We start from the raw sequence: 11,016 nt of genomic DNA on the forward strand, positions 1-11,016 counted from the left end.
GCGCTGGAACCGGGCGGCGTCAAAGTGCATACAATGGCCGACTACGCAGGAGCCCCCGCATGTCACGACCCTTGCAGTTTGCCGTCTTTGGCCATCCGATCGCGCATAGCCTGTCGCCGCAGATCCACCAGGCATTCGCCCGGCAATTCGGCATTGCGCTGGACTACCGCGCCATCGATGCGACGCCGGAAGCCTTTGCCGAAACGGTAAAACATTTCTTCAGCGATGAAGACAGCCGCGGCGCCAATGTCACCCTGCCGCACAAATCCGCCGCCTTCGCGCTGGCCGAGGAGCGCACGCAAGCCGCCACGCGCGCCGGCACCGCCAACGTGCTGACCCGTCTTGCAAATGGACGTCTATCTGCCCATAACACCGACGGCGGTGCACTGGTGCGCGACCTCACCGATCGGCACGATCTCGACCTGCGCGGTCACGATGCGCTGCTGCTCGGCGCCGGCGGCGCGGCACGCGCCGTGGCCTGGGCGCTGTTCGAAGCAGGCGTGCAAACGCTGACCATCGTCAACCGTTCACCCGAAGCGGCCGACGCGCTGGCCGACGCCATGGGCGAACCCGCGCGCGTGCATACGCGCTATTGGGATGACCTTGCCGACATCGGCAGCTTCGACCTGATCGTCAACGCCACCTCGGCCGGCACGCTTGGCCAATCCCTCAGCTTGCCGGTCGCGCTGGTCGGCTCGCGCGCCACCTGCTACGACCTCGGCTACGGCAAATCCGCCTTCGGCTTTCTGGCCTGGGCGCGCGCCGGCGGCGCGCGCTATGCGTATGACGGCCTCGGCATGCTGGTAGAGCAGGCGGCCGACGCGTTCGAACTGTGGCACGGCAGGCGGCCGGATACGGAGCCGGTGTATCAGTCGCTGCGTGCAGCGGGTTCGTAAGCACGCATGTCGTGCCGGCAGTGTCCCCGCGGGTTCGCCTCAATGCCATCTGTTGCGGGCGGTTTCATTCGTGCCTCAGAAGCTGTCTCCAGAGACGCTGCGCGACACTTCTGACAGCCAGCAAATTTGGCACTTCCAAAACAAGCGGCATGCTAACTTCGGCGGACGGGGGGCATCACTTGTGGGGAGAGTTGCACCATGTTGCCGAAGGGGTGTTTAAGTCGTTGCCTGGCGGTCGCCGGGTTTTCCTTGATGTTGGGTGGTGTCGCGCAGGCGGCGCCGAGTAGTCCGGTTGGTTCGGGCAATGTCACCGTCGCCGATCCGAGCGTGCCGCGTCCGCCGGGACAGCCGTGCGTGGTGCAGCTTTTCAGCGACGACACGTTCAATGATTTCGGCACGCGTCCCTATAGCTATGCGCCGCCCGCGGGTTGCGGCACGCATTGGGCCAAGGTGGTGCTGGAAGCGGACTTCTCGGTGACGGCGGGCGTGCAGTACGACCGCACGGCCTCGATCTGGCTGGGCGGCGTGAACATCTATTTCGGCACGACGCAGGAGCCCGGCTCCAGTCTGGCGCCCAGCTGGCACGTCGAACGCGATCTGACCGATTACAGCGCGCTGTTCCGTAACGGTGGCCAAGGCCAGGCGGTGATCTACAACCTGGTCGACAGTACCTATACGGGCGTGATCCACGGCAGCGCGCGCCTGCTGTTCTACCCGGCTTCCGTCGTCGCGCCGGCGCCGCGGGTGCCGGACGCGGTGTACTCGCTGGGCAGCGATCCGGTCGGCAATACGGTGACCTTGAACAATTCGAGCAGCCTGATGGCTGCCACGCTCACACTGCCGCGCAACGTCGAGCGCGCGTATCTGGATGTGTTCACCCAGAGCCAGAGCGGCGATGAATTCTGGTACACCTGCGTGCCGGATCAATATGCCGCCGAAACGCAGGAGTGCGGCGGCGGCAATTTCCGCGAGGCGGAAGTCAGTATCGACGGACAGCCGGCCGGGGTGGCGCCGGTATATCCGTGGATCTACACCGGTGGCATCGATCTCTTCATCTGGAAGCCGACGCCCGGTGTGCAAACGCTGAATTTCATGCCGTATCGCGTGGACCTCACACCGTTCGCAGGCGTGCTCAGCAGCGGCTCGCCGCATACCGTGGCGGTGAGCGTGCAGGGTGCGAACAGTTACTTCTCCGCGGCCGCTGCGCTGCTGGTGTACCAGGATGCGCATGCCAAGCAGGTCACCGGCGCGGTGGTCAGCAACACCCTGGTTGGCCAGCCGCCCACGCCGACCATCGGCAGCACCTTGACGCAGGATGCGTCCGGCAATGTCACGGGTGCGATCACCACCAAGCTGAGCCGTCACTTCGTGATCGAGGGCTATGCAAATACCTCGCACGGCCGCGTGACCACCACGGTGGACCAGACCGTGGGTTTTGCCGACACGCAGACCTTCGACATCACCGCCACCGACTTCCACCAGATCAGCGACCAGCTCACCACGGTGCAAGGCGTCAGCCGGAGCAGGATCGGCAGGTTCCTCAGCGGTGAATTCGAGGCCAACTTCAGCTACCCGCTGCATGTGGACTACAACCAGACCAACGAACCGGATGGCAGCTACTCGATCCTCACCTCGGTCAAGCAGGGCTACGACCAGCATGCCGGCCTGAGCCTGGGTGGTTTCCCGCTGTATTCGTCCGACGTGCACAACCAGGTAGCGGGTTCCGACACGCTGCTCATCAACAGCAGCTTCGAGATCACCGGCCACAGCGGCCAGCAGACCACGCAAGACTTTGCGTTCAAGGACTCGCTGGGTGGCTGCTACAGCGGCAGCGTCAGCTCGGCGAACAACCTGGTGACGGCCTATAGCACGGGGAAGGCTTGCCCAGGCGGCCAGAACCGCGTGCTGTGGTTTGCGCATCCGGATGGCTCGCCGTATCTGGGCGACAGCTTGCTGCCCTGGTAACGCAGCCGTGAACGCGCGCCCCCTCCGATGGTCTGAGGGGGCGCCGGCATGCTAGGTTTGCCGGCATCTGACTTGAGCCCTTGCTCACTGGAGCCCTTACCGATGCGTACCCGTTTGCTTGTTCTTTCCGTTCTTGGCGCAGCCGTTGCGCTCGCAGGCTGCCACCATGGCACGCGTCCGGACGGTACGCGGATCGACAAGCACGGCGTCACCGATCTGGCCGCGTTCCAGAGCTTCATCAACACGCATCCGACGCAGGCGGAATTCAAGAAGATGTACCCGGGCGTGCAGCTGATGCTGCCGGGCACGATCAGCAGCATGGAAATTCGCTACGACAACTCGCGCTTCTTCCCCACGCTGGACAAGGATGGGCGCATCATCGGCGGCGATTTCCACTGAACATCGCTCGCGTAACGTGACTCTAGCTGTCATCTCCGACAGCCAGAGTCACGTTACTGACACGTAGCCGCGTTAGCCTGACCGCCACAGGGCACCGTCATTTCCCCCAGGCGGTGTTGTTCCAGGATCAAAGCGCAGGCCAGCATGTCTTCTTCCGTTTCCTCCCCGGCGAACCGGCGCGGTTTGCTGTTTGTCGTGCTCGGCGCGCTGTTGCTGCTGTTGATCGGTGGCGGGTTTTGGTATGCGCACGGGCATATGGCAGGCCATGCGGCCGAAGGCCATACCGCCAACGACGGCAGCGAAGTGGGCGTGATGCTGGATCTGGCCGACAAGGCCTACCAGGAAAGACGCCTGGTCGCGCCGGTCGGCAGCAATGTCTACGAGTTCTATTTCAGTGTGCTGCAGCTCGACCCGAACAATGCCGTGGCGCAGCGCCGCTTGCGCGACGCGTTCAAGCCGGCCTGCGATGTGGTGGAAAGCACCATCAACAGCGGCGACCTGGATGAAGCGCAGCGCGAGCTGTCCCTGCTGCGCCAATACGATTCGCACAATTACAAGCTGGCCTTGCTCGGTAGCGTGCTCGATGCGCAGCGCGTGATCGAGCGGCGCAGGCACGAGGCGGAAGCGGCACGCATCCAGGCACAGCAGGCTGGCGGGAATTAACCGGTCGCGCCGTCAGCTCTCGCCCAGGTACGCGTCTTTCAAGCGCACATAGTGATCCGCCGAATAGTGCAGCTGCTCGATCTGTTTGTCGGTCAGCACCCGCACGCATTTGGCCGGATTGCCCAGCCAGAGCTCGCCCTCGCCCACCACCTTGCCCGGCGGCACCACGCTGCCGGCGCCGACAAAACCGTGCCGCCTGACCAGCGCACCATCCAGCACCACCGCGTGCATGCCGATCAGGCAGTAATCCTCGATGGTGCAGGCATGGATCACCGCGGCATGGCCGATGGTGACGCCTTCGCCGATCACGGTGGGAAAGCCGCCGGGTGAATACGGGCCATCGTGCGTCACGTGCACGATGGTGCCGTCCTGGATATTGCTACGCGCGCCGACGCGGATGTGATTCACGTCGCCGCGCAGCACCGCGCCCGGCCAGATGGAAACGTCATCGCCCAGCACGACGTCGCCGATGACGGTGGCGGCCGGGTCGACGTAGGTGCGGACGCCGAGGGTGGGCAGGATGCCCTTGAAGGAACGCAAGGAATTCATCGACTCATTTTAGCCTTCGAGCGAAAGTCGTGCCGTGTCGCTCGCCGGCGGCGGATTGCGTTCCTGCTCTTCCAGTACGCGCAGGGTTTCCTGGTAGCCGGCATCCAGCGCCAGCTGCCAGTCGCGCCAGTCGAGCATGCCCACGTGTTCCAGCGGTGGCGTGATCAGCACATCCGCCTGATCGCGGCAGCGCTCACTGGTCTCCTCGCTGTTCACCATCGCCGCACGGGTCAGCGTAGAGACCAGCCGCGGCCAGCCGACGCCGCGCCGCTGGCGAAACCACAGTCGCCACCACGATGGCGTGGCGAATTCCTCGGTCTGGGCGCGCAGCACGATGTCTGCGTGAATGCTCACCGCCGTAATGTGGGCAATGCCGTCCTCCGCCATCACGTCGGTCGGCAGGTTGTCGACCAGCGCGCCATCGACATACACCTGACCATGATGCAACACCGGCGGCAGAATGCCGGGAATCGAGCTGCTCGCACGCAGCCACAGCCACAGTGGTCCATGGCGATGCACCACCTTGCCCTGGCCGGAGAGATTGGTGGAAATGCAGAAAAAAGGACGTTCCAGATCTTCGATGTCGATCGCCCCGAAGGCGCGCCGCAGCATGATCGCCGCACGGCGTCCGCGCGTCAGCGCCACCAGCGGCAGCGTCCAGTCCGACAGTGGCCTGCCGCGCACGAACGATTCGTAATACACGCGCATCATCTCGTCGATGCTCCACATATTGGCGACCCCTGCGCCGATGATGGCGCCGATGCTGGTGCCGCCGACGGCGTCGAAGTCATGGCCGGCCTCGCGCAAGGCGCGCAAGGCACCCAGATGCGCCAGGCCGCGCGCGCCGCCACCAGCCAGCACCAGGCCGCGCGCATGGCCGCTGATCAGGCGGGCGATGCGTGGAATATCGCTTTCGCCGCAAAGGTGGTGATGGTGAATGTCCCCGCTGAATAGCGCCCGCCAGCGGCGGGCGGCCCCTTGCAGCACGCGATGCGCGGGATGGATCAGCAACAGATGGCGCGGCCGATGCCGCACGCGCGCCGGATGGCCCGGCGCGGCTTCCGGCCACGGCCTGGGCGCTTGTGCTGCCAGCGCGGGCAGCAACAACACGTCGGCCTGGCGCAGGCAACGCAGTCGCCAAGAGGCATCGCCCGTACTGTCCAGATAGATCACGAAGCGCGCTTGTGCCTCGCGCTCGGCAAACCAGTCGCTGCCGCGATTGGCCCCATGCTCGGCATCGATCACCACGCAGCTGCCGAAGGTCTCCAACGCCTGGGCCAGCTGCATGGCCAGGCCGCGCACCGGCACACTCGCATCCACCGGCAGGATCGCAAAGGTGCGCGGCTTGTCCGGCGGTTCCACATGGCGTTCACGGCGGATCAGCCGATCCACCGCCTGGCGTGCCATGCCCATCATGGCGCGCGGGTGGTGTTCGATCAGTTGTTCGAAATGCTGCTGGTCCAGCCGCAGCAGTTCGCAATCGCGCAGCGCGCGCACGTTGTAGCGCAGCGCCTCGCCGCCCAGCAGGCTGATCTCGCCCACGCAATCGTCCGCCGCCACTTGCCGGATCAGCTCGGTAGGGCCATCGAACACGCCCAGGCTGCCGCTGCGCAACAAGTACAGGGCATCGGCCACTTCGCCGGCCCGGTACAGATACTGGCCGCCAGGCAGGCAAATCCAGTGCAAGTAGCCGGCCAATGCCGCCCGCTGCGCATCGCTCAGATGCGCAAACAGCGGGATACGGCTGATCAGGGCGGGGATGTCGGCAGGTAGCATGCGCGCGATGGTACGACGGGCGCGATGACATCGTATGGGGTTTGCGGCCGGCTTGATTTCGCCGTGCTGCACCAGCACCCTTCCGGTTCTGTAAGGAGCGAAACCATGAGCCAAGACAATCCCCTGCTGGCCGACAGCGCACTTCCCGCGTTCTCCCGCATCCAGCCCGAACACATACTGCCCGCGGTCGAAGCCCTGCTGGCCGAAGGCCGTGCCGGCATCGCCGCGCTGACGGCGCCCGGGGCGGCGCGCGACTTCACATCCGTGATGCTGCCGCAGGAGCGTTTCGACCAGCGCATTGCGCATGCCTGGTCGCCCGTTTCGCACCTGCATTCGGTGGCCGATAGCGAAGCCCTGCGCAAGGTCTACGGCCCGGCCGAAGAAATGCTCACCGACTACTCGATCGAAGTCGGGCAGAACCGCGATCTCTACGCGGCCGTGCAAGCGGTGGCCGATGCGCCGGATTTCGCGAAGCTCGCGCGCGCGCAGCGCGCCCTGGTGGAACACGCGCTGCGCGATTTCAAGCTCTCCGGCGTAGCGCTGGAAGAACCGGCGCGCTCGCGTTTCCGCGATATCGGCGTGGAGCTGTCCAAGCTTTCCACCGAGTTTTCCAACGCCGTGCTCGACGCCACCGACGCTTGGCAGGAGCACATCACCGACGAACGCGACCTGGGCGGCATTCCGGAATCGGGCCGCGCCGTGCTGCGCCAGTATGCGAAGGAAAAAGGCCTGGAAGGCTACCTGGTCACGCTCAAGCAACCCAGCGTGCAAGCGGTGATGACCTATGCCGACAACCGCGGCCTGCGCGAACGCGTGTACTGGGCCTACCAGACGCGTGCTTCCGACCAGGGACCGCACGCCGGCAAGTACGACAACACCGCGCGCATCGACAGGATCATGGCCCTGCGCCACGAGGCGGCCCAGTTGCTGGGCTTTGCGAATGCGGCCGAAGAATCGCTTGCCACCAAGATGGCTGGCACGCCGGATGAGGTGCTGGGCTTCCTGCGTGACCTGGCTGCGCGCGCCAAGCCGGTCGCGCAGAAAGAACTCGCCATGCTGCGCGACTTCGCCACCGACGAACTGAAGATCGACAACCTCGAAGCCTGGGACGTCGCCTACGCGGCGGAAAAACTGCGGCAGAAGCAATACGCGCTGGATGAGGAACAGCTCAAGCCGTACTTTCCCTTGCCGGCGGTGATCGACGGCTTGTTCGGCCTGGTGCAGAAGCTTTACGGCATCACGCTCAAACCGCGCGACGGCATCGACGTCTGGCATCCCGACGTGCGCTATTACGACGTGGTCGACGCCGACGGGCACATCTTCGCCGGCGCCTACATCGACCTTTACGCGCGCAGCGGCAAGCGCGGCGGCGCATGGATGGACGTGTGCCGTGCCCGCTTCGACGATGGCACGCAGCTGGAACTGCCGGTGGCCTTCCTCACCTGCAACTTCGCGCCGCCCACCGAAGGCCGCCCCGCTCTGCTCACGCATGACGACGTGCTGACCCTGTTCCACGAATTCGGCCACGGCTTTCATCACTTGCTGACCGAAGTGCCGTTGCCGTCCGTCGGCGGCATCGACGGCGTCGAATGGGATGCGGTGGAATTGCCCAGCCAGTTCATGGAGAACTTCGGCTGGAACCGCGAAGCGCTGGACATGTTCGCCAAGCATTGGCAAACCGGTGAACGCTTGCCGGACGAACTGTTCGAACGCATGCTGGCGGCACGGCACTTCCACGCCGGCCTGTTCCTGGTGCGCCAGCTGGAATTCGCGCTGTTCGATTTCCTGCTGCATCTGCAATACGACCCCGCCAAGGGTGCGCGTACGCTCACTGTGCTGGAGCAGGCGCGCCACGAAGTGGCGGTGCTGCATCCGCCGGCCTGGCAACGCTTTCCGCATGCCTTTACCCACATCTTTGCGGGCGGCTACGCAGCCGGTTACTACAGCTATCTATGGGCTGAGCTGCTGAGCGCGGATGCGTTCGGCGCATTCGAAGAGCATGCGCGCGACGGGCAAAGCGTGATCGACCCGGCCACCGGGGAACGCTTCCGCCGTGAAATCCTGGCGGTGGGCGCGAGCCGGCCGGCGATCGAGAGCTTTATCGCGTTCCGCGGGCGCAAGCCGGAGCCGGAGGCGCTGCTGCGCAGCCATGGGCTGGCGTGAGGCTCATTTCGCGACGAACCGTTCCCTCCCCTGCTAGCAGGGGAGGGCCAGGGTGGGGTGCGAGCGCAGCGAGCGGCAGCAGGCCGCGCCCTCCCACTTATCGGCCCAACAGGTTCACAATCGCCTGCGCCCCGCCCTGCGACCATCGGCGGCGCACATCCGTACCGAATCGATAGCGCTGTGGACCTGAGGACTCTGCGATGAACGCGATCACGCACCTGCCCCCCGAATGGCACAACTGGATCCAGGAAAACCTCTCGCGCGGCTGTGCCCCGCAGTCGCTGATCGACGACATGGTGCGCAACCATTTCGATCCCGTGTTCGCGCGTGCTGCGGTCAATGGCGTGATGAGCGGCCCTTTCGTCGGCACCTCGCAGCCCCAAGCGCAAGCCAAGCCGGCTGGCGGCTACGTCTATGAAAAGCCGCGGCTTCACGCCGGCAATCTCATTCGCACCTCCGATCGGGACGTCCGTATCGTCACACGGGTGAATCGCCCGATGATCGCCGTGCTCGACGGTGTACTGAGCGAAGAGGAATGCGACGAACTCATTCGCCGCTCCGCCGACAAGATGCGCCGCTCCACCACCGTCGATCCGCTTACCGGCAAGCACGAAGTCATTGCCGACCGCAGCAGCGAAGGCACCTTCTTCACCCTCAACGCCGATCCGTTCATCGCGCGCCTGGACCGGCGCATCTCCGAAGTGATGAACTGGCCGGTGGAAAACGGCGAAGGTCTGCAGATTCTGCATTACGGCGTTGGCGGCGAATACAAACCGCACTTCGATTATTTTCCGCCGGAAGATCCCGGCAGCCAGGTGCAGATGACCATCGGCGGCCAGCGCGTGTCCACCATGGTGATGTACTTGAACGAAGTGGAAGAGGGCGGCACCACCATCTTTCCCGAGATCGGCCTGGAAGTGGTGCCCAAAAAAGGTTCAGCCGTCTATTTCGAATACACCAATAGCCACAACCAGCTCGATCGCCTGACCTTGCATGGCGGCTCGCCGGTGACGCGCGGCGAAAAATGGATCGTGACGAAGTGGATGCGGCAGCGGCGGTATGGTGAAGTCACCGCGTAACTACGTAGGCTGGATGAAATCTTAGCTTTACCGATGGCGATGCTGGGATTTCATCCCAGCCCTGAGGTGAAATGCCAACATCTGTAGCGCGATAGCGGATTAGATAATGGCCGCAAAAAACCGAGTGCTACGCAGGCGAATTCAGACATAGGCGGAGTCTTAAGCCGACACAAAAATTAGGTGTCGCCACTTGATGTGGTTAACGCGGTTTGATCTTCTACGTGAAGGCGCTTTATCTGGTAAAGCACCGTAATGAGAGGAGATCATTTATGTATAAATGGTTTTTTATGGTGACCATGGCGCTATCAAGTCTTGCAATGTCATCAACGGGGTCGGCTACAGTCATTGAATGCAATTGGTGTAATACCCCTCAGTTGTTTAAAGAATACGCAAGAACTTACCTGGGTATTGGCGATCACACTGTTTATAATTTACAGACAGGTATACACTACAGTTATAGCGTGCAAGTCAAACCTGGCGTTCCGCAGCAGCCGGATCCTTCTCCCGATCTCTTAGAGGCCATAGAGATACCGACCCCGGCAGATCTTTCGGCGGGTATAAGTTCTGCGGCGTGGTTTTTTGGCGCAACCGGCGGCACAATGCGCGCGCTTGCTAGCGTGAGCTACGCAAATTTAGATGTCCCCGGCGTTAATAGTTCAACTACCGCATATGACGTAGCCTGGGACTCCAATCTGCGAGGTCAAATTGGTGATTCCATAGCTACGCATTTGCACGCTTGGGATGCTTCAAAATTAATTGCTGACAATGGATTCCAGATATCCAAATCGATGCTTGGCTTGAAATCCCAGCCGACCGTTGAGGTGGAGATCGTCTTTGCTGACGGTAGCAAAGTAATGTACGAGTACAATTTTACAGAAGGAAGTAACACCGCTAAATATCTGAATGATCGTGGCCGTACCCCAAAAAATCAGGTTGTTCCTGAGCACGGAAGCACTGGTGGTACGTGGAGAGGATTACTTCAGGGTGGAGACAATATGGATCATTTCGGTACACATATAGAAAGGTTGGGCGGTTCGATTGATTGGCAGATAGGCAATTCGGAGCTTATCGATGCCGTTGTCTGCGTACCCAAGCCGGACGCAACGGGGCTCATCTGCTCTCACCAAGTAAGTCCATAAAATCACTTCAATGAAATGAACAGCCCAGCCCAGCTAAACGCTGGGCTGGGCCATTGATGCGCCATGCCCTGTAATCGGCGCCATCAACGCGCGTTGTCTGATTCGAGATGGTAATGCGTAGCCACCTCGACTTCCTTCTGGGAGCCGAGAAACACCGGCACGCGCTGATGCAGCCCCGTCGGCTGTAGCTCAAGAATGCGTTCGCGGCCGGTCGTCGCCGCGCCACCTGCCTGCTCGATGATGAAAGCCATCGGATTGGCTTCGTACATCAGCCGCAGCTTGCCGCCCTTGGCTTTGATCTTGGCATCCAGCGGATAGTAGAACACGCCGCCGCGCGTGATGATGCGATGCACGTCGGCCACCATCGAGGCGACCCAGCGCATGTTG

General features: G+C 62.9%; 9 protein-coding genes and 1 pseudogene. 7 read left to right on the forward strand and 3 right to left on the reverse strand.

The features are described from left to right. Positions 1–59 precede the first annotated feature (59 nt). From aroE to VMA74_RS07400, 4 genes are all read left to right on the forward strand, one after another. Complete coding sequence (gene aroE, locus VMA74_RS07385; protein WP_325365992.1) at positions 60–896, forward strand: shikimate dehydrogenase; 837 nt, start codon at positions 60–62, stop codon at positions 894–896. A 252-nt stretch (positions 897–1,148) separates the two neighbouring features. Further along, entirely contained in the window at positions 1,149–2,861 is a 1,713-nt protein-coding gene (locus VMA74_RS07390; protein WP_325365993.1) for a peptide-N4-asparagine amidase, read from the forward strand. A 102-nt stretch (positions 2,862–2,963) separates the two neighbouring features. After that, entirely contained in the window at positions 2,964–3,260 is a 297-nt protein-coding gene (locus tag VMA74_RS07395; protein ID WP_325365994.1) for a hypothetical protein, read from the forward strand. 144 nt (positions 3,261–3,404) lie between these two features. Then, positions 3,405–3,923 carry a hypothetical protein gene (locus VMA74_RS07400; protein ID WP_325365995.1) on the forward strand — a complete coding sequence of 173 codons (519 nt, stop codon included), beginning with the start codon at positions 3,405–3,407 and terminating at the stop codon, positions 3,921–3,923. 12 nt (positions 3,924–3,935) lie between these two features. On the opposite strand, the gene VMA74_RS07405 is transcribed toward VMA74_RS07400, so the two are convergent. Both VMA74_RS07405 and VMA74_RS07410 read right to left on the reverse strand, forming a co-directional pair. Further along, positions 3,936–4,472 carry a gamma carbonic anhydrase family protein gene (locus VMA74_RS07405; RefSeq protein WP_325365996.1) on the reverse strand — a complete coding sequence of 179 codons (537 nt, stop codon included), beginning with the start codon at positions 4,470–4,472 and terminating at the stop codon, positions 3,936–3,938. Positions 4,473–4,481: 9 nt separating this feature from the next. Beyond that, positions 4,482–6,248: a patatin-like phospholipase family protein gene (locus VMA74_RS07410; RefSeq protein WP_325365997.1), complete on the reverse strand. Its 1,767-nt coding sequence runs from the start codon at positions 6,246–6,248 to the stop codon at positions 4,482–4,484. 105 nt (positions 6,249–6,353) lie between these two features. Between VMA74_RS07410 and VMA74_RS07415 the strand changes: the two genes are divergently transcribed. From VMA74_RS07415 to VMA74_RS07425, 3 genes are all read left to right on the forward strand, one after another. After that, positions 6,354–8,411 carry a M3 family metallopeptidase gene (locus VMA74_RS07415; protein ID WP_325365998.1) on the forward strand — a complete coding sequence of 686 codons (2,058 nt, stop codon included), beginning with the start codon at positions 6,354–6,356 and terminating at the stop codon, positions 8,409–8,411. A gap of 200 nt (positions 8,412–8,611) precedes the next feature. Continuing rightward, positions 8,612–9,490, forward strand: a complete 879-nt coding sequence (locus tag VMA74_RS07420) for a 2OG-Fe(II) oxygenase (protein ID WP_325365999.1) — start codon at positions 8,612–8,614, stop codon at positions 9,488–9,490. Between the two features lie 269 nt (positions 9,491–9,759). Next, on the forward strand, positions 9,760–10,629 hold the full coding sequence (locus tag VMA74_RS07425; protein ID WP_325366000.1) for a hypothetical protein: 870 nt from the start codon (positions 9,760–9,762) through the stop codon (positions 10,627–10,629). 83 nt (positions 10,630–10,712) lie between these two features. Here the strand turns inward: VMA74_RS07425 and VMA74_RS07430 are convergent. Beyond that, positions 10,713–11,016: pseudogene (locus VMA74_RS07430) on the reverse strand (fructose-bisphosphatase class I); the annotation flags it as partial.

This window comes from Dyella sp., from assembly GCF_035508675.1.
Lineage (GTDB): Bacteria > Pseudomonadota > Gammaproteobacteria > Xanthomonadales > Rhodanobacteraceae > Dyella_B.

What these genes read in the sequence shown, in the direction of transcription:
- aroE (WP_325365992.1), top strand. Translation starts at nt 60, where the DNA reads ATGTCACGACCCTTGCAGTTTGCCGTCTTTGGCCATCCGATCGCGCAT.
- VMA74_RS07390 (WP_325365993.1), top strand. Translation starts at nt 1,149, where the DNA reads ATGTTGGGTGGTGTCGCGCAGGCGGCGCCGAGTAGTCCGGTTGGTTCG.
- VMA74_RS07395 (WP_325365994.1), top strand. Translation starts at nt 2,964, where the DNA reads ATGCGTACCCGTTTGCTTGTTCTTTCCGTTCTTGGCGCAGCCGTTGCG.
- VMA74_RS07400 (WP_325365995.1), top strand. Translation starts at nt 3,405, where the DNA reads ATGTCTTCTTCCGTTTCCTCCCCGGCGAACCGGCGCGGTTTGCTGTTT.
- VMA74_RS07405 (WP_325365996.1), bottom strand. Translation starts at nt 4,472, where the DNA reads ATGAATTCCTTGCGTTCCTTCAAGGGCATCCTGCCCACCCTCGGCGTC.
- VMA74_RS07410 (WP_325365997.1), bottom strand. Translation starts at nt 6,248, where the DNA reads ATGCTACCTGCCGACATCCCCGCCCTGATCAGCCGTATCCCGCTGTTT.
- VMA74_RS07415 (WP_325365998.1), top strand. Translation starts at nt 6,354, where the DNA reads ATGAGCCAAGACAATCCCCTGCTGGCCGACAGCGCACTTCCCGCGTTC.
- VMA74_RS07420 (WP_325365999.1), top strand. Translation starts at nt 8,612, where the DNA reads ATGAACGCGATCACGCACCTGCCCCCCGAATGGCACAACTGGATCCAG.
- VMA74_RS07425 (WP_325366000.1), top strand. Translation starts at nt 9,760, where the DNA reads ATGTATAAATGGTTTTTTATGGTGACCATGGCGCTATCAAGTCTTGCA.